Source organism: Tsuneonella mangrovi, from assembly GCF_002269345.1.
Taxonomy (GTDB): Bacteria; Pseudomonadota; Alphaproteobacteria; order Sphingomonadales; family Sphingomonadaceae; genus Tsuneonella; species Tsuneonella mangrovi.
The window spans coordinates 1,586,884-1,606,486 of sequence record NZ_CP022889.1 but is presented as its reverse complement, the minus strand read 5'-3'; the positions used below and the strand labels follow the sequence as shown (position 1 = coordinate 1,606,486).

25 protein-coding genes are annotated in these 19,603 nt (G+C 65.5%); 10 read left to right on the top strand and 15 right to left on the bottom strand.

What is annotated here, in order from left to right:
* Positions 1-51: 51 nt before the first annotated feature.
* The 6 genes from CJO11_RS07875 to CJO11_RS07850 are packed head-to-tail and all read right to left on the bottom strand — an operon-like array spanning position 52 to position 4,711.
* Positions 52-333 carry a DUF167 domain-containing protein gene (locus CJO11_RS07875; RefSeq protein ID WP_095012222.1) on the bottom strand — a complete coding sequence of 94 codons (282 nt, stop codon included), beginning with the start codon at positions 331-333 and terminating at the stop codon, positions 52-54.
* The gene (locus tag CJO11_RS07870; protein WP_095012221.1) at positions 314-901 is read right to left on the bottom strand and encodes a gamma carbonic anhydrase family protein; all 588 of its coding nucleotides are present in this window, start codon (positions 899-901) and stop codon (positions 314-316) included. The genes CJO11_RS07875 and CJO11_RS07870 overlap by 20 nt, the downstream gene beginning before the upstream one ends.
* Positions 898-1,470, bottom strand: coding sequence for a GNAT family N-acetyltransferase (locus CJO11_RS07865; RefSeq protein WP_095012220.1), 573 nt, complete (start codon positions 1,468-1,470; stop codon positions 898-900). The genes CJO11_RS07870 and CJO11_RS07865 overlap by 4 nt, the downstream gene beginning before the upstream one ends.
* Positions 1,463-2,029 carry a GNAT family N-acetyltransferase gene (locus CJO11_RS07860; RefSeq protein WP_169829159.1) on the bottom strand — a complete coding sequence of 189 codons (567 nt, stop codon included), beginning with the start codon at positions 2,027-2,029 and terminating at the stop codon, positions 1,463-1,465. Before CJO11_RS07860 ends, CJO11_RS07865 begins: the two co-directional genes overlap by 8 nt.
* Positions 2,022-3,017 carry a porphobilinogen synthase gene (gene hemB / locus CJO11_RS07855; RefSeq protein ID WP_095012218.1) on the bottom strand — a complete coding sequence of 332 codons (996 nt, stop codon included), beginning with the start codon at positions 3,015-3,017 and terminating at the stop codon, positions 2,022-2,024. Before hemB ends, CJO11_RS07860 begins: the two co-directional genes overlap by 8 nt.
* A gap of 47 nt (positions 3,018-3,064) precedes the next feature.
* Positions 3,065-4,711: a M23 family metallopeptidase gene (locus tag CJO11_RS07850; protein ID WP_240504358.1), complete on the bottom strand. Its 1,647-nt coding sequence runs from the start codon at positions 4,709-4,711 to the stop codon at positions 3,065-3,067.
* A gap of 193 nt (positions 4,712-4,904) precedes the next feature.
* Here CJO11_RS07850 and CJO11_RS07845 point away from each other — a divergent pair, with 193 nt between their 5' ends.
* The 5 genes from CJO11_RS07845 (at position 4,905) to CJO11_RS07825 (ending at position 9,897) form a co-directional block, all read left to right on the top strand.
* Positions 4,905-7,478 carry a helicase-related protein gene (locus CJO11_RS07845; protein ID WP_095012216.1) on the top strand — a complete coding sequence of 858 codons (2,574 nt, stop codon included), beginning with the start codon at positions 4,905-4,907 and terminating at the stop codon, positions 7,476-7,478.
* A gap of 11 nt (positions 7,479-7,489) precedes the next feature.
* Positions 7,490-7,801, top strand: coding sequence for an RNA-binding S4 domain-containing protein (locus CJO11_RS07840; protein ID WP_095012215.1), 312 nt, complete (start codon positions 7,490-7,492; stop codon positions 7,799-7,801).
* Complete coding sequence (gene fdxA, locus CJO11_RS07835) at positions 7,798-8,136, top strand: ferredoxin FdxA (RefSeq protein ID WP_095012214.1); 339 nt, start codon at positions 7,798-7,800, stop codon at positions 8,134-8,136. Before CJO11_RS07840 ends, fdxA begins: the two co-directional genes overlap by 4 nt.
* Positions 8,137-8,411: 275 nt before the next feature.
* Positions 8,412-8,945 (top strand): CarD family transcriptional regulator, encoded by a 534-nt coding sequence (locus CJO11_RS07830; protein ID WP_095012213.1) that lies wholly within the window; start codon positions 8,412-8,414, stop codon positions 8,943-8,945.
* A gap of 133 nt (positions 8,946-9,078) precedes the next feature.
* Entirely contained in the window at positions 9,079-9,897 is an 819-nt protein-coding gene (locus tag CJO11_RS07825; protein WP_095012212.1) for a head GIN domain-containing protein, read from the top strand.
* Between the two features lie 37 nt (positions 9,898-9,934).
* Here CJO11_RS07825 and CJO11_RS07820 read toward each other — a convergent pair whose 3' ends face one another.
* The 4 genes from CJO11_RS07820 to CJO11_RS07805 all read right to left on the bottom strand — a co-directional run bounded on the left by CJO11_RS07820 (position 9,935) and on the right by CJO11_RS07805 (position 12,648).
* Entirely contained in the window at positions 9,935-10,789 is an 855-nt protein-coding gene (locus CJO11_RS07820) for an HTD2 family dehydratase (protein ID WP_095012211.1), read from the bottom strand.
* Positions 10,789-12,003, bottom strand: a complete 1,215-nt coding sequence (locus CJO11_RS07815; protein ID WP_095012210.1) for an acetyl-CoA C-acetyltransferase — start codon at positions 12,001-12,003, stop codon at positions 10,789-10,791. The genes CJO11_RS07820 and CJO11_RS07815 overlap by 1 nt, the downstream gene beginning before the upstream one ends.
* A gap of 23 nt (positions 12,004-12,026) precedes the next feature.
* Complete coding sequence (locus tag CJO11_RS07810; protein WP_095012209.1) at positions 12,027-12,251, bottom strand: hypothetical protein; 225 nt, start codon at positions 12,249-12,251, stop codon at positions 12,027-12,029.
* 88 nt (positions 12,252-12,339) lie between these two features.
* Positions 12,340-12,648, bottom strand: a complete 309-nt coding sequence (locus CJO11_RS07805) for a hypothetical protein (protein WP_095012208.1) — start codon at positions 12,646-12,648, stop codon at positions 12,340-12,342.
* A gap of 208 nt (positions 12,649-12,856) precedes the next feature.
* Here CJO11_RS07805 and CJO11_RS07800 point away from each other — a divergent pair, with 208 nt between their 5' ends.
* The 5 genes from CJO11_RS07800 to CJO11_RS07780 are packed head-to-tail and all read left to right on the top strand — an operon-like array spanning position 12,857 to position 16,008.
* Complete coding sequence (locus CJO11_RS07800; RefSeq protein ID WP_095012207.1) at positions 12,857-13,771, top strand: SPFH domain-containing protein; 915 nt, start codon at positions 12,857-12,859, stop codon at positions 13,769-13,771.
* 12 nt (positions 13,772-13,783) lie between these two features.
* Positions 13,784-13,984, top strand: a complete 201-nt coding sequence (locus CJO11_RS07795; protein ID WP_095012206.1) for a type II toxin-antitoxin system antitoxin — start codon at positions 13,784-13,786, stop codon at positions 13,982-13,984.
* Positions 13,985-13,987: 3 nt separating this feature from the next.
* Entirely contained in the window at positions 13,988-14,245 is a 258-nt protein-coding gene (locus CJO11_RS07790) for a hypothetical protein (protein WP_095012205.1), read from the top strand.
* 5 nt (positions 14,246-14,250) lie between these two features.
* Positions 14,251-15,000, top strand: coding sequence for a CPBP family glutamic-type intramembrane protease (locus CJO11_RS07785; protein WP_150124998.1), 750 nt, complete (start codon positions 14,251-14,253; stop codon positions 14,998-15,000).
* A 24-nt stretch (positions 15,001-15,024) separates the two neighbouring features.
* A complete protein-coding gene (locus CJO11_RS07780) occupies positions 15,025-16,008 on the top strand; it encodes a right-handed parallel beta-helix repeat-containing protein (RefSeq protein WP_095012203.1) in 984 nt (327 codons plus the stop codon).
* 3 nt (positions 16,009-16,011) lie between these two features.
* Here CJO11_RS07780 and CJO11_RS07775 read toward each other — a convergent pair whose 3' ends face one another.
* From CJO11_RS07775 to rpmG, 5 genes are all read right to left on the bottom strand, one after another.
* Positions 16,012-16,512 carry a GNAT family N-acetyltransferase gene (locus tag CJO11_RS07775; protein WP_095012202.1) on the bottom strand — a complete coding sequence of 167 codons (501 nt, stop codon included), beginning with the start codon at positions 16,510-16,512 and terminating at the stop codon, positions 16,012-16,014.
* The gene (gene ribA / locus CJO11_RS07770; protein ID WP_095012201.1) at positions 16,509-17,633 is read right to left on the bottom strand and encodes a GTP cyclohydrolase II; all 1,125 of its coding nucleotides are present in this window, start codon (positions 17,631-17,633) and stop codon (positions 16,509-16,511) included. Before ribA ends, CJO11_RS07775 begins: the two co-directional genes overlap by 4 nt.
* A complete protein-coding gene (locus CJO11_RS07765) occupies positions 17,582-18,376 on the bottom strand; it encodes an exodeoxyribonuclease III (RefSeq protein WP_095013289.1) in 795 nt (264 codons plus the stop codon). The genes ribA and CJO11_RS07765 overlap by 52 nt, the downstream gene beginning before the upstream one ends.
* 282 nt (positions 18,377-18,658) lie before the next feature.
* Entirely contained in the window at positions 18,659-19,327 is a 669-nt protein-coding gene (locus CJO11_RS07760) for a LolA family protein (RefSeq protein WP_095012200.1), read from the bottom strand.
* 64 nt (positions 19,328-19,391) lie between these two features.
* Complete coding sequence (gene rpmG, locus CJO11_RS07755) at positions 19,392-19,559, bottom strand: 50S ribosomal protein L33 (protein ID WP_095012199.1); 168 nt, start codon at positions 19,557-19,559, stop codon at positions 19,392-19,394.
* Positions 19,560-19,603: the final 44 nt, after the last annotated feature.

Genomic DNA, 19,603 nt, shown 5'->3' with positions numbered 1-19,603 from the left:
GCCAGGGTCATCCGGTGCCAATCGCGTCCGACTGGTCGAGGCACTGCGGCGCTAGGCTGCGATCCGCACCAGCTTTTCACGAGAGGTCGAACCGCGCAGCAGTTCGATTTGCGAAGGTGCAATCGCCAGTGCCTTGGCGAGCAGGCGGATCACCGCATCGTTGGCTGCGCCGTCGGTCGGTTTGGCGCGCACCTTCACCTGCACTTGCCCATCGCTGATCGCAATGCCTTCGCTGCGAGCACCGGGCGTGACGCGCAGCGCCAGCCGCCCTTCGCCATCGACCAGCGCAAGGATCGCTGCGGCAGGCGGGAGATCAGCTTTGGGCCGCGCCATCGCGGAGTGTTGCAGTGACAGCCTCGGCGTGAACCTTGGCGTTGTTGGCATAGTGCGCAACGCCCATCCGCATCCCCATGACTGCCGCGTCGTCGAGGTCGCGCATCTTGCGTGCAGGCCGCCCGCCCCACAGTTCGCGCTCGCCCATCTGCTTGCCTTCGGTCAGCATCGCACCGGCGGCAAGCATCGCGTCGGAAGCGATTACCGCGTTGTTCATCGCGATCGCGCCGAGCCCGACGAACCCGCGATCGTGGATCCGGCACCCGTGGACCATTGCCATATGGCCGATCAACACGTCGTCTCCGATGATCAGCGGCGCGCCGTCGGGCATGATCGGGTTGGGTCCATCGCAATGGAGCACGCTGCCGTCTTGCACATTGGTCCGCTCGCCGATCACGATCCGGCTGACGTCGGCGCGCAGCACGCAGTTGTACCAGATGGAGGAATCCGCCCCGATGGTGACGTCGCCGATGATCGAGCAGCCCGGCGCAATCCATGCGCTGTCGTCGATCTGCGGAGCCTTCCCGTTGATCGGGACGATCGTCACTCCCGGCCGGCTTGCACTCATTCGCCCTTCTCCCATTGCGCGCGCGCGATGCCATAGACGATCGTGTCGCACCACGGCTTGTCGAACCGGGTATCGACGTAGTCGAGGTCTGCGCGGCGTTCCATGCCGAGCCGGACCATAAGGCCCCAGCTGTCCTCGTTTTCGAGGATGGTAATGGCATAGACCGCTTCAGCCTCGAACTGCCCGAATGCGGCGTCGAGCGATGCGATTGCCGCTTCCTTGGCATAGCCGTGGCCCCAAGCGTCCTCGCGTAGACGCCAGCCGACTTCGAATTCGCCTTCGATCGTCGAATTGGTGGCGCTCGCCCGCTTGAGGCCGCAGAAGCCAATGACCTCGCCCGATAGGTGCCCGCCGTCCGCCATACGTTCGACCAGCCAGAACGTATGGCCATGGTCGCGGGCATAGCCTTCGACCCGCTGCTGCGCGCCGGCCTTGGCCTCGTCATCGGCGAGCCCGCCGAGCCAGCGCATCACTGCGGGCGTGTTGGTCAGCTCCCAGAAGCGCGGCCAGTCCTCAGCGCGCCAGTCGCGCATTACCAGGCGTTCGGTTTCGAGGCGGAATTCAGCCACGCGCGGCCTCCCATGTATCGCGCGTCAAGCTATAGACGACAGTCGGGTTTTCTTCGGGCGGATAGTCGGGATCGTCGTAGTCGAGGTCGGCGCGGCGTTCCATTCCGAGCTTTTCCATCACCCGCCAAGACGCGCGATTGGCGTCGGACGTCTGCGCAAAGACCACCGGCAGGTTCCAGCGGGTAAACATCTGCCCCAGCAGCGCAAGGGCGGCTTCGGTGGCGTAGCCGCGGCCCCAGCAATCCGCGCGCAACCCCCAGCCGATCTGGGATGCGCCGCGCAGTTCTTCCGGCGCGGCCTCGGTGTCGATCGGCGAAAATCCGCAATTGCCGAGCAGCTCGCCATCGGCGCGTCGGGCGATTGCGAGCCATCCGCCATTTTCGTCGGTCCAGCTGTCGCGCTGCCGCTCGAAGCGTTGGACGCATTTTTCCGGCGTATCGACCCCGCCGAGGTGCGCACGAACTTCGGGCGTGTTCATGTGTGCGATCCAGGCTGGCAGGTCTGCATCGCAAAACGGCCGCAGCACCAGCCGTTCAGTCTCGATGATCGCGTCAGCCACCGAGCAGTCGCGCGGCGTGGGCAGCGTGGTAGGTCAGCACGCCCGAGCATCCGGCGCGCTTGAACGCCATCAGCGTTTCGAGCACCAGCGCATCCCGGTCACCCGCGCCTGCAGCGGCCGCGGCTTCGATCATCGCGTATTCCCCGCTCACCTGGTAGGCGAACACCGGCACTGCGAAGCGTTCTTTCGCCCGGCGGACGATGTCGAGATACGGCAAGCCCGGTTTGACCATCACACTGTCGGCCCCTTCGGCGATGTCGAGCGCGATCTCGCGCATGGCTTCGTCGCCGTTGGCCGGATCCATCTGGTAGCTCTTCTTGTCGCCCTTGAGCAGGCCGCCCGAACCCACCGCATCGCGGAACGGGCCGTAGAACGCGGACGCGTACTTGGCCGAATAGGCCATGATCTGCACGTTGGGATGGTTGTTCATTTCCAGCGCCATGCGGATCGCGCGCACGCGACCGTCCATCATGTCGCTCGGCGCGATTACGTCGGCACCGGCCTCGGCCTGGTTGATGGCCTGGTCGACCAGCACCGCCACCGTATCGTCGTTGACGACGTAACCGTCGTCGTCGAGCAATCCGTCTTGCCCGTGGCTGGTGTAGGGATCGAGCGCAACATCGGTCAGCACGCCGATGTCGCTGCCGCAGGCGTCCTTGATCGCCTTGATCGCGCGGCACATCAGGTTGTCGGGGTTGAGCGCTTCGGCCCCGTCGTCGCTGCGGCGTTCGGGTTGGGTGTTGGGAAACAGCGCAAGGCAAGGAATTCCGAGTTCGACTGCTTCCTTTGCGCGCTTGGCAATGCCGTCGACCGACCAGCGCGATACCCCGGGCAAGCTGGCGATCGGCTCTTCCACCCCGCTGCCTTCGGTCACGAACAGCGGCCAGATCAGGTCGGCGGACGTAAGCACGGTTTCGCGGTGGAGCGCGCGGCTCCAGCCGCTGGCGCGGGTGCGGCGCATCCGCAGGTTGGGATAGGAACCGGTCATGGCGCAGCGCAATGCCGCATTCGGCCCGCGCGCGCAATCGTCAGTGGTTAGTTGCCGCCGCCGATTGCCTTGAGCCGGTTTGCTTGATCGAGCCGGTCGATCTCGCGTTCGGGTTCGGCAGACTTCGCTTCCCCAGCCGTAGGCGTCAGCGGAGCGAGCGCGGCACCGGGTTCAACTTCCTTGATCTGCGAGAGGACGGAGCGGAACTGCAGCAGCTCCTTGCCCGAAAGCAGTGCGCGGGTGACATAGCTGACGCTTGCCGGGTTGATCGACTGGCCGTTGCGATACATTTCGTAGTGCAGGTGTGGCCCGGTCGCGAGGCCGGTCGATCCGACGTAGCCGATCACTTGCCCGCGGCGCACGCTCTGTCCCGGACGAACGACCATCTGGCTCATATGACAATAGCGGGTTTCGAGCCCGGCGGCGTGGCGCAACTTGACCGCGTTGCCGCAGCCCCCGGCACGCCCAGCCGATTCGACCCGACCGTCGGCAACTGCTTCGATCGGCTGGCCGTAGCTGGCGTGGAAATCGATCCCCCGGTGCATCCGCACGATCCCCAGGATCGGGTGGCGGCGCATCCCGTATCCGGAGGTTATCTCTCCCGGCACCGGGCGCAGCAGCCCGGCGCGCTGCTCGCCGACGCCCGACGCTTCATAGTACCGTCCGTCGCTGCCCCATCGCATCAGTTCGACCTTGGGCTTGCCGCCGCGGTCGAGCCCGGCATAGATCAGCTTGCCCGCTTGCCGTTCGCCGGTGGCGGCGCGCTGATAGTCGACGATCATGTCGAACGTGTCGGACGCACGCACCCCGCTGTCGAGATTGACCTGTTCGCCCAGTGTCTTGAGGTATTGCTGCACCGCGCTTGCCGGAGCGCCGGCGGCGCGCATCGAGCGATAGAGGCTCGAGCCGACCCTGCCACGGATCCGTAGCGGGGTGTCATCGACCCTGATCGGCTTGCGGACCAGCGAGAGATTGCCTTCCGGAGAGCGTTCGATCGACAGGGCGAGATCGAACCGCGCGCGGAAATCGAGTGCGCTGAGAGGGCGGGGGCTGTCAGGGGCAGGGCGGCGGCCGAGCGTGATATCGAACTGGGTGCCTGAGGTGATTTGGTTGAGCGGGAGCGTGCGCGAGACGAGGTCTTCGACCCGCGCGGCATCCGCGCTGCCGACGCCCGCGCGCTGGAGCATCCGGCCGAAGCTGTCGCCCTGTGCGAGCGTTGCGAGCAGCTCGATCTGCGGGCGCTCGGGGGCGGACTGGAGCGGGGTGACGAACGCGGTCGCTCCCATGTGTCGCCCGCTGTCCCCGCCCAATGCCAGCGGCATGATCATCTGGCTGCGAAACTCGTCGCGCACCGGATCGGTCACATTGGTTGCAGGGGCAGCTTCGAGCGGCGCGAAGCTGGGCCAGAAAGCAAGGCTCGCTGCCGATAGTCCGAGGAACGTGGCAAACCCGCGCAACCAGCGGCGGCTGCCGATATTGAGTGCAAGGTCGGGTGCGAGGTCGATCCGTTCGATCCGCTCGCTCGCGGTCAGGCGAAGCGCATCCCATTTTTCGGCGAAACTGCGGGTCCGGCGCAGGATAGCGGAAGACGTATCGGGCACGATCTGCGAATGCGTCAGCGCCGCGGTGCGCCATGAAGGCGCTCCGTCGGCCGGGCCGTGGCCCTCCGCATCCTGTCCGTGCGTGGTGAACACCGCGCCCTCCGCCATTCCGAGCCGCGCGGGGTGCGTGCGACCCGGGCCCTTTCGAGCCGATTGCCTGACTTTCCTGCCCGATTGAAGTTAATTCCGGCTTAAGTTGCGACAGGCCGAGTCGGACGCGCGACAGCCTGTGGGAACTCGGCCCAGACCATTGCCGCAGGCGGCCCGCAGTGCCACGATTGCGATTGTGACCGATGCCACGATCAAGGCGGTCCTCGGGCCCACCAATACCGGCAAGACGCACTTGGCGATCGAGCGCATGTGCGGCCATTCGAGCGGAGCGATCGGCTTCCCGCTGCGGTTGCTGGCGCGCGAGGTCTACGACCGTGTGGTGGCGATAAGGGGCGACAAGGCGGTCGCCCTGATAACCGGCGAGGAGCGCATCGAACCGCCCGATGCGCGTTACTTCCTGTGTACGGCGGAGGCGATGCCGCGCGGCGGAGGCGGCCCAAACGGGCCGCTGGCATTTGTTGCGCTCGACGAGGCCCAGCTCGCCGCCGACCGGGAGCGCGGGCACGTGTTTACCGATCACCTGCTCAATACGCGGGGGCGCGAAGAAACCATGCTGCTTGGCGCATCGACGCTCGAGCCGATAGTGCGCGCACTGGTGCCCAAGGCGGAGATCGTCACAAGGCCGCGGTTCTCCACGCTCACGCATATTAGCCCGCGCAAGCTGAGCCGCTTGCCGCCGCGCAGCGCGATCGTCGCATTTTCGGCCGAACAGGTCTACGCCGTGGCCGAAATGCTGCGCCGGTTTCGCGGCGGGGCGGCAGTGGTGATGGGCGCGCTCAGCCCGGAAACCCGCAACAAGCAGGTCGCGCTGTTCCAGTCGGGCGAGGTTGATTACATCGTTGCCACCGACGCAATCGGCATGGGTCTCAACCTCGATGTCACGCATGTCGCTTTCGCGGGCCTCACCAAGTTCGACGGACAGCGCCAACGGCGGTTGATCGCTGCCGAGATGGCGCAGATCGCCGGACGCGCTGGGCGTCATCACCGCGACGGCACGTTCGGCACGCTTGCCGGGCAAGGACAAAGCCCGGAATTTACCGAGGAAGAGGTCTATGCGATCGAAGAGCATCGCTTCGCGCCGCTGACGAAGCTGTTCTGGCGCGAGCCCGAACCGCGCTACGATTCGATTGCGACTCTGATCGAGGACCTCGAAGCGGTCCCGCCCGAACCCGAACTGGTTCGCGCGCCCGAAGCGACCGACCTCGCGGTACTCAAGCGACTGGCCGAGGATGGTTCGGTCAATGACGTCAAGGTACCCGGGCAGGTGCGGCGGTTGTGGGAAGCCTGCCGCCTGCCCGATTTCCGCCAGCACGGGCCGGAAACCCATGCCCGCTTCGTCGCGCGCTTGTGGCGGGACCTGCGCGGGGGCTACCTCGGCGCGGACTTCGTCGCGGCGCGGATCGCCGATCTCGACCGGACGCAGGGCGACATCGACACGCTCCAGGGGCGGATTGCGGCGATCCGCAGCTGGGCCTACATCTGCCAGCGGCCCGACTGGGTGCTGGCGCGCGACGAGATGGCGGCGCGCGCCCGTTCGGTCGAAGCGCGTTTGTCCGATGCACTCCATGCACGGTTGACAGAACGCTTCGTCAACCGGAGGACGGCGATCCTGATGAAGAACCTCGGACAAGATCCCGCGCTATTGCCGGTCACGCTCGCCGAAGACGGTACGGTTGCGGTCGAAGAGGAGCCTATCGGGCGCGTCGAGGGTTTTCGCTTCGTGGTCGATCACCGTGCCAATCATGCGGACCACCGCTTGCTGCTGTCGGCAGCTGAAAAGGCCTTGCCGCGTTTGCTCGGCGAGCGCGCACAGGCGCTGGCCGCAGGCGGCTTTGCAGGCGTTACGCTTGATGAAGGCGCGGTGCGCTGGAACGGCAGCGACATTGCTCACCTCGAACCGGCCCAACTGGCGACGAGTCCGCGGATCGTACCGACGCGTGAAGTTACGGCGTTGAGCGAACCGGAGAAGGGCGCATTCATGGCCGCGCTGAATGCATGGGTGGCGGCGCAACTTGCTCCGCTCGAACCGCTGGCCAAGCTTGAGGCGGCATCGCGCGATCCGGCTGCCGGGAGTGAAGCGCGCGCACTCCTGCTCAACCTGATCGACGGGCATGGCTATGCCACCCGCGAGCGGACCGGGATCGAGCACCTGCCGCGCGAATCGCGCCCGTTCCTGCGCAAGCTTGGCGTGGTGTTCGGCGCGCTAGACGTGTTTGCGCCTGCGCTTCTCAAACCCGCTGCACGGGCCGCGTTCCACGCCAGCGGGGCGGACCGCAGGGCGCTCGAGGAAGCGATGCGCTCGGTTATACCCGGCGGGAGACGCTTGCCGGCGGGCTATCGCCCGGCGGGCGAACAGGCGGTGCGGGTTGATGTCGCCGAAAAGTTACTCCGCACTGCGCACGAGACGCGGGCGAAAGCAGCGAGGAGGTACTTCGTACTCGATCCGGCGCTGGCGATCTCGACCGGGCTGACCGAGGACAGCTGGAAGCGGCTGATGGGAGCTGCCGGGTTCAAGTGGCAGTCAGGGCGCAAACTGGCCGAGGGCGCGCTCGGGCCGCCCGCGCCAGATCGCTGGTCGTGGCACCCCGGCGCGAACCGAAACGCGGGGTCCTCGTGGGATGGCAGCAAGGCAAAGGCGGGGAAGCCTACCGGGAATCGCCCCAAGGGACCGAGGCGCGAAAAGCCCGCACCGGCTGTGCCCAGGCCCGGTAATGCGTTCGCCGCGCTGGCGGACCTGATCGGCAAGTAGCCCTCGCGGCGATGCGGATCGACAAGCTCCTGTGGCAGCTGCGGTTCGTCAAGACGCGAGGCATTGCCCAAGCGCTTGTCGCAAGAGGGCACATTCGCCGCAACGGGCAGCGCGTGCAGCGCGCCAGCGCGGACGTGGAACCGGGCGATACGCTGACATTGCCGCTGCCCGGCGGGGTGCAGGTGGTCGCGATCGACACGCTTCCGACGCGCCGTGGTCCGGCCACCGAAGCGCAAAGCTGTTATCGGGTGCTTGACCCGACGCAGCAAAGCGGGATAGCGCGAAAAACAGTCACATTGCCTGAGAGGGGCCAGCATCCATGACCTACGTCGTCACCGACGCGTGCATCAAGTGCAAGTACACCGACTGCGTCGAGGTTTGCCCGGTCGATTGTTTCTACGAAGGCGAAACGATGCTAGTGATCAACCCCAGCGAATGCATCGATTGCGGCGTGTGCGAGCCCGAGTGCCCCGCCGAAGCGATCCTGCCCGATACCGAGGACGGGCTCGAGCAGTGGCTGGAGATCAACACCAAGTATTCGGCCGAATGGCCCAACATCACCGGCCAGAAAGAGCCGCCCGCCGATGCCGACGATCACAAGGGCGAAGAGGGTAAGTTCGAGAAGTATTTCTCGCCCGAACCCGGCGAAGGCGACTGATCTTTCGCAGCCTGGTTATCCGGCCTTAACCACGCAAGTCCTGCAATTCCGCCCTGCAATCGCGCCGGGGTGGAAATTTTGTTGCGAATGTGTTATATAATCGATCAAGTCGCCGGTTCTAATCGATTCTCCGGCGGTTTGACGAGTGCAGGAAAGGCGCGAGCGAACAAGCGAACAGGCAGAAAACCTATCCGGCCGAGCGTTGATCGCCCGGTCGAAAGAGGACGACTGACCGGTTCACCCCGCTCTCCCGCGCCGCGACGAAAGGAATTTTGATGGCAAGCCAGGCCCCCGCCTTCGACGTTGGCGATTACGTGGTCTATCCCAAACACGGCGTCGGCCGTGTGATCGAACTGCAGAGCGAGGAAATCGCCGGGATGCAGCTCGAACTCTACGTGCTCCGGTTCGAAAAGGAGAAAATGACTCTCCGAGTTCCGGTGAACAAGGTCGAATCGATCGGCATGCGCAAGCTGTCGAGCGACAAGACGCTCAAGGAAGCGATGGAAACGCTCAAGGGCAAGCCCAAGGTCAAGCGGACGATGTGGAGCCGCCGTGCGCAGGAATACGAAGCGAAGATCAACTCGGGAGAGATCGTGCTGATCGCCGAAGTGACCCGCGACCTGTTCCGTCCGGACGACCAGCCCGAGCAGTCGTATTCGGAGCGTCAGATCTTTGAAGCGGCCTCGAGCCGCCTCGCGCGTGAACTCGCGGCGATGGAAAAGACCGATGAGCCGACCGCGCTCGAAAAGATCCTCGACGTGCTGCGCGAACATGCGCCGCAGTATTACGAGAACGCCGAAGACGCCTGATCGACGAACGTCGAACCGGCATCGACAGGGGCCGCCTGAAAGGGCGGCCCCTTTGCTTTGCACGGTTGCGAATGGGTCATTGCTGTATTAGATCGGCAATACGGGACTCAGGCAACTGAACAGGGCTTGAAAGATGCTTCACAAGATTCTCAAGGGCGTTGCGCCCATCGCCGCGCTGGCACTGGCGTTCGGCGTTTCCGGCTGCGACAGCCACATTTCGATCAATGGCGAGGAGGGCGTGCCGCTTTCCGAACTGAAGATCGACGGCAAGGCTCCGCACGAGGTCGTGCTGGCCGGACCCGACACGGTGATCGTCAACAAGGGTGACAAGCTGACGATCAAGACCAGCGGCGATCAGGATGCGATCGACGCGCTGCGCTTCACGCTCGATGACGATTCGCTCGGCGTTATGCGCAAGAAGGGCAATTGGAAGGATGGCGGCAAAGCGACCGTGACGGTCACGCTGCCGGCGCTCGACAAGCTGGTCGTCGCCGGATCGGGCACGATCGAAGCCGACGCGCTTTCGGGTAAGGTCGAAGCGACGATAGCCGGTAGCGGCACCGCCAAGGCCAAGACCGTTACGGCAGATTCGCTCGAAGTCACGATTGCCGGATCAGGCAAGTTCGAAGCTGCCGGCACTGCCAAGTCGCTCGACCTCAATGTACTCGGCTCAGGCGCGTCCGACATGGCCGGGCTCAAGGTCGACAGCGCGGAAATCAACGTTGCCGGTTCGGGCAGCGCATCGTTCGCCAGCGACGGCAAGGTCAAGGCCAACATCATGGGTTCGGGCGATGTGACCGTGGCGGGCAATGCCACCTGCACCGTCTCGTCGATGGGTTCGGGCAAGTTGCACTGCACCGGCGGCACTACCGAAACGAGCGACGATGCGCCTCCGGCGCCCCCCGCTCCCCCGGCACCTCCTGCACCTCCTTCACCGCCCAGCGACGACTGATAGGAAGCAATCGGGGGCTTGATTGCCCCCGATCAGCTCAGGCGCGGGTAGCCGTAGCCTTCAGCACCTGTCGACCATCTGACGCAAACGTACCCAGCTCGATCGCTCCGCCGTCTTCGCGCAGGACAAGGTGCAGTGGTTCATTCGCGATTGCTGGGCTGACCGCGCGGAACGAGAATGTCGCGAGCGCATTGGGGCTGAACGCCGTGTCGGCCTGCTGCAACAGCAAGCTCGCCATCAGCGGACCGTGCACGACCAGACCGCGATAGCGCTCGATGTCGCGGGCATACGGCGCGTCGTAATGGATCCGGTGGGTGTTGAAGGTCAGCGCCGAATAGCGAAACAGCAGGCGCGGATCAGGCACCAGTTCGCGGTGGACCTGCCACGACGAAGGATCGAATGCGCCTTCCCCCGCAACTGTTGGTTGCAGCGGCGCATCGGGCGCGGCGGCATCGCGATAGACCAGCGTCTGCGTCTCGCGTACCGCAGGCGCTCCGTCAGCGATCGTCAGGTGTTCGACATCGACGAACCCCAGTTTGCCGGTCTTGCCCTCCTTTTCTGCGATCGAGACTATCCGACTGGTTCGTTCGATCGCCGCGCCGATCCGCAGCGGGGCAAGGAACTCGATCTCGCTTGCCGCCCACATCCGGCGGGGCAAGGGGATCGGCGGGAAGAAGCTTTCGGCGCTGTCATCGCGCAATGGATGGCCGTCGTCGCCCAAGGCGCCGGTTGGTGCTTCCGGGGTGCACAGGCACAGGTGGATGCCTTGCGGCATGACTCCATCTGCGGGTTGGCAGAGGTCGAATGTCGCCAGCCAGCGCCGCGCCAGCGCGGGATCGAGCGTATCGGTGGCACGCTGTTCGCGGCCGATCCAGCCGTCCCAACGGTCCATCACGCGGCCCGTTCGAATATCGCCGCTATGCCCTGCCCGCCGCCGATGCACATCGTCTCGAGGCCGTAGCGCACTTCGCGGCGGTGCATCTCGGCGGCCATATCGGCGAGGATCCGCCCGCCGGTCGCGCCGATCGGATGGCCCAGCGAAATGCCCGACCCGTTGACGTTGAGCATGTCCATCCGGCTATCGCTATCCGACCAGCCCCAGCCCTTGAGCACTGCGAGCACTTGCGGCGCGAAGGCCTCGTTGAGTTCGACCAGCCCGATATCGTCCCATCCCTTGCCGGTGCGCGCGAACAGCCGCTCGACCGCCGGGACCGGGCCGATACCCATGCGGCTGGGATCGCACCCGGCGGCGGCATAGCCGGAGAACCACAGCGTCGGCTCGAGGCCTAGCTCATCCAGCTTGTCTTCCGCCACGACCAGGCAGGCGGCCGCAGCGTCGTTCTGCTGGCTGGCATTGCCTGCCGTCACTACCCCGCCTTCAAGCGCGCGCAGCTTGCCGAGCGATTCCATGCTCGCGTCGGGGCGGAAGCCTTCGTCGCGGTCGAACACCGCCGGATCGCCGCGCCGCTGCGGCACTTCGAGCGGGACGAGATGCCCGTCAAACTTGCCCGCGTCCCACGCAGCCGCCGCGTTCTGGTGGCTGCGCACGGCATATGCATCGGCGGCTTCGCGGGTGATCCCGTAGTCGTTGGCGAGGTTCTCCGCAGTCTCGATCATCCCGCTGATGACGCCGAAGCGTTCGACCGGCTGGCTCATCAACCGGCCGCGGGTCAGGCGGTCCCACAACTCGATGTTGCCCGCCTTCTTTCCGCTTCGCAGCCCGGTGGCGTAGTGCTCGACATTGGACATCGATTCGCATCCGCCCGCCACGACCACGTCGGCATGGCCCGCCTCGATCATCATGGCGGCGTTGACCACCGCCTGCAGGCCCGATCCGCAGCGCCGGTCGAGCTGGTAGCCGGGGACCTCGAGCGGCAACCCAGCGGCGAGCCAGGCCCAATGTCCGATCGCCGGGGCTTCGGCGTTGCCGTAGCCCTGGCTGAAGACCACATCGTCGACCCGCGTCGGGTCGATCCCGGTGCGTTCGATCAACGCCTTGAGGATCGCAGCGCCAAGCTGGCCTGCATCGAGCGCGGCAAGCGAACCGAGGAACTTGCCAACAGGGGTGCGCAGGGGGCTGACGATGGCGGCTCGGCGCTGGCTCATGGTGTTCTCCTCTCGGGCGGGTTTCAATTTCCGGGGTTTGCTGACGGAGCGGAATCGCTCGGCTGGTCGGACGGGCTGGCGAGCGCGCCGGGCGGCAAGCGCCGAGCTTCGATCATTTCGGCGGCCTGGTCGAGCGCCTTGGCCTCGCCCACGCTAACACCGCCGGGGCCGGGATCGCTGTCACCCGGCCCGCAGCTGGCGAGCAGCAATGTCGCGCCGAGGACAGTGGCAATGGCGGCGTGTCGCATGCCGATGCCATAGCGCAGCGAGCGAAAAGGGGAAGCGGACGAAATGTTAGGGCACTGAAAGGGCGGTGTTGCGTCCGCTTCTCGCTGCCTAGTTTGCCGGGTTCGTTGAGGTTGCGGCGTTGGCGGCCGCCGCCGCGGCCTGTGCACGGGCAGCGACTTCGGCGGCACTCGCGCCGGCGGCTTCGGCAGACTTTTGTGCCGCGGTTTCTTCCGCCGAGTCGGACGGTTCGGCGGCTGCCGCGGCATCGGCGCTAGGCTCGTCGCTGACCTGGGCCATCGCCTGATCCGCAGGAGCCTCGACCGAGTCTGCTTGCGCAGCTGTGGAGGCATCCTCGGACTTGCCGCACGCGGCGAGCGCGAGCACCAGCGGGATGGCGGCGAGAGCGAATTTTTTCATACGATTGGTCCTCCAGTTGACGGATCGCTCCCACCAGCGACCGGATGCCGTGCTGATTAGCCGCGATGTCCTGCGCGGGCAACGTCTCGCCGCCGCCATCTCCGCATTGCTTCGTGGTCCGCTGCGAATGCAAAGTCCGGTTTCGATTGACTTCGGCTCCGCACGGATTAAATATGATATCATATTTATATCAGAGGAGCGATTCGTCATGTCTGTCGAACTCAAGGGAATGAACACCAGCCGGGAAGGTCCGGCGAAAACCTACAACGGTTACGTCATGCTGCTGGTACTGCTGGCTGCGGTCGTGCTCGGGCTATGGTTCGTATCGGGCGGCTTGCCGCCATACGGTGCCGCGAAGATCGTCAAGATCCTGTTCGTCGGCCGCATCCTGCTGTCCGGCTTCGTTGCGCTGCTGGTCGCGGGCGGGTTTTACATGGTCCAGCCCAACCAGGCGGTCGTGATCACGCTGTTCGGCGCCTACGCAGGCACTGATCGCACCGAGGGCCTGCGGTGGATCTGGCCGTGGATGCTGCGCAAGAAGATTTCGGTCCGTGCGCACAACGTCCATTCGGACCGGGTCAAGATCAACGACCTGAAAGGCAACCCGATCGACATCGCGTGCAACGTGGTGTGGCGGGTCGCCGATACCGCGCAGGCTGCGTTCGATGTCGACGATTTCAAGGAGTTCGTGAACATCCAGATCGAAGCCGGGCTTCGCACCGTCGGCGCACGGCATCCCTATGACGACCTCGAGGCGGAGGAAACGACGCTGCGCGGCAGCCCCGACGTGGTCAATCACGAACTGCGGGTGGAGTTGAACGAGCGACTCCACGTGGCCGGGATCGTAGTCGACGAAGCCGGCCTCACGCATCTCGCCTATGCGCCCGAGATCGCCGGAGCGATGCTCCGCCGCCAGCAGGCCGAGGCGGTGATCGCCGCGCGCTCCAAGCTGGTGATGGGCGCGGTGAGCATGGTCGACATGGCGCTCGCCAAGCTCTCCGAGGACGACATCGTCGAACTCGACGACGAGCGCCGCGCGACGATGGTTTCGAACCTGATGGTCGTGTTATGCGGCGAGCGCGAGGCGCAGCCGGTAGTCAACGCTGGAACGCTCTACCAGTAAGTCGCGTTTGTTATGTCCGCTGCAATGAAGAAAGCCTTTGCCTTGCGCCTCGATCCGGCGGTCCACGCCGCGATCGAGCGCCTGGCGGCGGCCGAACTGCGCAGTGCCAACGCCCAGATCGAAATGCTCCTGCGCGAAGCGCTCGAGGCGCGCGGAATCGAACCCGCCCGCACCAAGCCCCCGCGACGGGGCCGCCCTCCGAAGGAGGAATGACCGATGTTGCACAAGTTCTTCGAGAAAGGTGACTGGTTCGCGCCCAAGCGGTTTGGCTACGGCGCGGGCCTGCCGATCGCGTGGCAGGGCTGGGTGGTCCTGCTTGCGTTTGCCGGAGCGATCGTCGGCCTCGCTCTGATGCGCGAGCTCGATCCGTTCCTGCGCTTCGGCGGGATGGCCGCGGCGATCGTGACCCTCGTGACGATTTCGAAAAAGCGCACGCGCGGCGGCTGGCGGTGGCGCTGGGGCGAGTGGGAGTAGCGCCGATGGCGGAGCAAGGGCCTTTAACTCCGCGCGACAAGCGTGTGCTGGCGCTTGTACTCGCTCTCGGCGTGGTCGGCATCGCTTCTTTGCTCGCAGTCCCGCTCGAACGGTTGGGCCCGCCGGGCATCGACGTTCCGCGCGCCGTGTTCCTGATCCAGCCAGGCTTGCTGGTCGCTTTGGCTGCCCTCGCCGGCTGGTGGGCTGCCCCAAAGGTGGGCCTCGAAACGCCGGTGCTTGCCGGTTTGGCTCAGGGGGGAGGCTGGAAGCAGCCATTGCTTCGCGCATCGCTTCCTGCGAGCCTTGGTGCCGTGCTCAGCGCTGGCGTTTTGCTGGGATATGCGCGCCTTACCGAGGGTGTATTGCCGCCGAAGGTGACCGAATTGCCGATGCCGCTTGTAACGCGGGTGTTCTACGGAGGATTGGCTGAAGAAATCATCGCGCGTTACGGGGTCCTGTCGCTTACCATGCTGGGGCTGCTCAAGCTACGTCTCGGCCGACTGCCTGCCTTCTGGTTCGCCAACCTGGTCTCGGCCCTGCTGTTCGCTGTGGGCCACTTCGGCCTCCTGTTTGCCGTCGTGCCCAATCCGTCAGCATGGTTGCTTGCGGCAGTCATGGCAGGCAACACGATCCCGGCACTGGTGTTCGGGTGGTTGTTCGCAAGGCGCGGGCTCGTCGCTGCGATGCTGGCGCACGGCGGAGGTCACGCACTGTTCGTGGGCCTCACAGGCATCCTAGCCTTAGCCGCCCGTTAACCAATTCGGCGTAGCCCGGGTGGCATGGAAAACTACGCCTGCCGCGTGCCGCGCCGCCCGTCGATATTGCTGATCGGAGCGATCGCTGCGATCGCTATCGCCGCTATCCCGACCGCAGCCCTGTTCGCGCAGAATGCCAGTGCACCGTTCACGGTGGTCGAGAGCGGCCGGGGCTACGGCTCGTTGCAGGATGCAGTGGACGCGATCGGTGCGGGCAGCGGCACGATCGCGATTGCGCCGGGCACTTACAAGCAGTGCGCCGTGCAGGAGGCAGGCAACATCACTTACCTCGCCAGCCAGCCGGGCACGGCGGTCCTTTCGGGCAAGGCATGCGAAGACAAGGCGGCGCTGGTCCTTGGCGGACAGTCGGCGCGCGTTGCCGGCCTGGTGTTCCGCGATATCGCAGTTCCCGACCATAACGGCGCGGGGATCCGGCTGGAGGGCGGCAACCTGACGGTGGCGCAGAGCTGGTTCCTCGACAGCCAGCAGGGCATCCTCACGGGTGACGATCCCAATGGGACCATCGTGATCGACAAATCGACCTTCTCCGGGCTCGGCAACTGCGACGACGATGCCGGGTGCGCGCACTCGGTCTACGTCGGCGAATACGGCCATCTGCGGGTCACCCGCACCCGCTTCGAACGGGGCACCGGCGGGCACTACCTGAAATCGCGAGCTGCGCGGATCGAAGTCGCCAGCTGCGATTTCGACGATTCGGCGGGCCATGCCACCAACTACATGATCGATTTGCCCAACGGCGCCACCGGCCAGATCACCAACAACTGGTTCGTGCAGGGCCGCGACAAGGAAAACTATTCCGCGTTCATAGCGGTGAGCGCAGAGAACCAAGGCAATCCGTCGGGCGGCCTGCTTGTCGCGGGCAACGATGCCCGCTTCGTGCCGGGACTCACCCGGTCGAGCGCATTCGTGGCCGACTGGTCGGGCGATCCGATCACGGTAAAGGACAACAAGCTCGGCGACGGTATCAAGCCGTTCGAAAAGCGCTGACCGTCAGCCGAATGCCGGAGCGTATCGGACTACGCCCCCGGTTCCCTCGCCGCTCAGGATAAGCCGCTGGAGGAACTCGCCGCCCGGGTGCGGGTAAGCGAGGCGCGGGTCCGGAACAAAGCCGAAGCGCGCGTAATATAGTGGATCGCCGACCAGCACGATTCCCCGCGCACCGCGCATCCGCATCTCATCGATCCCGGCCTCGATCAGACGCGAGCCGATCCCCTGCCCTTGAAGGTCGGGGCGTGCAGACACCGGGCCAAGCCCGAACCAGCCGACTTCGCCGCCCTCGATCGTCACTGGCGAGAACGCAATATGGCCGACGATCTCGCCCGCCTCGCTCGCCGCGACCAGCGACAGTGCCAGATCGCCGCTTGCACGCAGGCCGTCGATGATCGCCGGTTCGCTCCCGCCGCTATGGGGCATGTCGGCAAACGCGGCAGCGGTGAGCGCGCGAATGTCGGCCTCGTCGCCCGCCCGTTCGGTGCGGACGAGCAGGTTCATGGCAGGATATGCCCCGCGCGGTCGCGCTTGGTCGCAAGGTAGCGGGCGTTGTGCGGGTTGTCGGGCAGCTGGTGCGGCGCGCGCTCGGTGACGGTCACGCCCGCTTCGCGCAGCGCGTCGACCTTGGCCGGGTTGTTTGTGAGGAGCCGCAATTCGCGCACCCCCAGCAGGTCGAGCATCCGGGCTGCGACGGGAAAATCGCGCGCTTCGTCGGGTAGGCCGAGTCGCCGGTTGGCGTCGATCGTATCGAACCCTTCGTCCTGCAAGCGATAGGCACGCAGCTTGTTGACAAGCCCGATCCCGCGACCTTCCTGACGCAGGTACAGCAGCACGCCCCACCCGCCATTGCGCGCTTCTGAAGCGATCTGCTCGAGCGCGCTGTCGAGTTGCGGGCCGCAATCGCACTTGAGGCTGCCGAGCACGTCGCCCGTCAGGCATTCGGAGTGCAGCCGCACCAGCGGCACCCGGTCGCTGCTCTGCTCCCCGATCACCAGTGCGACGTGTTCGCGGATATCGTCGGGGCTGCGAAAGGCGACAATCTCTGCGTTCTCGCTCGCCGAGATAGGCAGACGCGCGCGGCTGGCGATGAAGAGGCGCTGCGGATCGAGCAGCGCGGCCAGGTCTGCCGGGGCGAACGGCTGCGCTTCCCCCGCATCCTCGGCTTCGACCATGTATGCCGGCAGGATCCCTGCAACTCGCGCCAGCTCAAGCGCCACCTGTGCCGCCCCGGCCCAGTCGAGCGGTTCGGCGCGATACGGACCTTTCAGCGGGTGGGTGAGGTCGAGCGCCGGGTCGGCCAACGCGCGCGCAGCGGCAAGGTCGAAGTCCTGCGCCGCGCGGATCAGCACTGGCGCGTGCGGTTCGGCGGCCTCGCGCTGGTTGGCGAGCTTGAGCGTGGCTGCGCGGGCCGCGGAAATCAGCATGAGCCGCGACCTGGCGCCCGACGCAATCGCTGTCTCAGCGGGCAGCAAAGTCGGTCCGCCTTGGAGCGCGATCGGCCAGCCATGGCGCAGCGCGTCAACCGCCTGCGCCGCGCGTCGCGACGCACTGGGGCGAGGCGCGTCGCCGGTCAGAGCGCGAACTCCGTGATCAGCGGCACATGATCGCTCGGCTGATCCCACTTGCGGGTTTCCTCGACGAAGCGGTGCGCGGTCGCCTTGGGTGCGAGTTCAGGGCTGGCCCACATATGATCGAGCCGCCGCCCCTGGTCCTTCTGTCGCCAATAACTGCGATAGGACCACCACGAGTAATTGCGCTGCGGCGCGGGAATGAATTGGCGACCAAGGTCGACCCAGCCGTGTGCGTCTTGCAGTCGCCCCAGCGTTTCGACTTCGATCGGGGTGTGGCTCACCACCTTGAGCAGGGCCTTGTGATCGTAGACGTCGCATTCGAGCGGGGCGATGTTGAAATCGCCCACCAGCAAAGTCGGCCGGTCGATCTGCTCCGACCAGCGGGTCATCCGATCGAGGAAATCGAGCTTCTGCCCGAACTTGGGATTGGCCTCGCGGTCGGGAATGTCGCCTCCTGCCGGAATGTAGACGTTCTCGATCACCAGCCCGGCACCTTCGCCTTCAGTAAGTTCGACTCCGACGTGGCGCGCTTCGCCGTTGTCCTGCCAGTCGAACCGCGAAAACTCGCACAGCGGAACCCGGCTTACCGTGGCGACTCCGTGATAGCCTTTTTGCCCGTGGATCGCTTGATGGACATAGCCCAGATCGGCCAGCACCTTGGCCGGGAACTGCTGCTCCTGGCACTTGATTTCCTGCAGGCACAGCACGTCGGGCGATTGTTCGGAAAGCATCCGCACGACCTGATCTATGCGCAGGCGGACGGAATTGATGTTCCAGGTGGCGACAGTCAGCATGGGGCGGACTTAGGGGCGAAGCCCGCAGGCGGCAAGCGATCTGCCGCGCGATCCGCCAGGACAAACGAAAACCCTCGTGCCGGGGGCATTGGCACGAGGGTTCGTTTGAGCGTTCGTCACGCTTGTGGCAGGCAGCCTTTCCATTGAGGGGGCAACAGGGGGGAAACCTCCCTCTCGAGCCAGCCTGCTGATGACCGTTCTAGGCCGTCGCGGCTTTCCGCTGGATGAACGCCTTGTACCGGCTTGTCGCAGGGCGCGAACGGCCTGCGGGCGAAGCGTTGGCTACGGTCGACGGCCCGAGCGGCGGGGGTCCTTGAACCTGAATGTGCTGTCAGGCACGGCCACGCCGTAGCGCTGGTTTTTCAGCCGCACGGTGGTGCGGTTATTTTGCGAATCGAGCGCTACCCAACTGACCAGCTCGAACCCGCCGGGAGCGGTCGAATCGCGTTGGAAGATGAGCGTGATCACTCCGTATTCGGGATGCTTGGGGTCGCGTACTTCGACCCCGATCACGTCGTTGGTGCTGGTGGGCACGAGCGTGCTGTACTTTTGGACGTCGCGGCCCGGATCGAGCAGCGCACCAAGCGGCGAATTCTTGATTGGCCAGCGCTGGACCTGGTTCACCGCGTAGTCGATCAGGTAGAGCGACTTGCCGGTCGAAACGATCAGCATCTTGGCGCTCTTTTCGTACTCGAAGCGGATCTTGCCGGGGCGCTTGAGGGTCATTTCACCGGATACCGTCTGCCCCTTTGCGTCGGTCTGGGTGAAATCGGCAGTCATCGTCGAGATCGAACGCAGCGCGGAGATCGCGGTGTCGAGCATCTCGGGCGAAGCGGCGGCGGCGGGTGCAGGTGCGAGGGTAATCGCCGCGCCGAGCGGAACGGCAAGCGCAAGCGCGCCTGCGAAGGCGGCCCGGGCGGAAAATGTGCGAGACTTGGTCAAGATTGTCATGCTCCGCTTGCTGACCTCGGAGCGTTGAACTGCCCGTGAACCTGCAGGGCCCCGGGCGTTCAGCTTACTTGATCTTCGCTTCCTTGAACTCGACGTGCTTCTTGGCAATCGGGTCGTACTTGCGGAAGGTCATCTTCTCGGTCGTGTTGCGCGGGTTCTTCTTGGTAACGTAGAAGAAGCCGGTGTCGGCGGTCGAGACCAGCCGGATCTTGACGGTTGCGGGCTTCGCCATGGCGTGTGCGTCCTGATGCGTGCGAGAGGGCCGGGTGGGCCCGA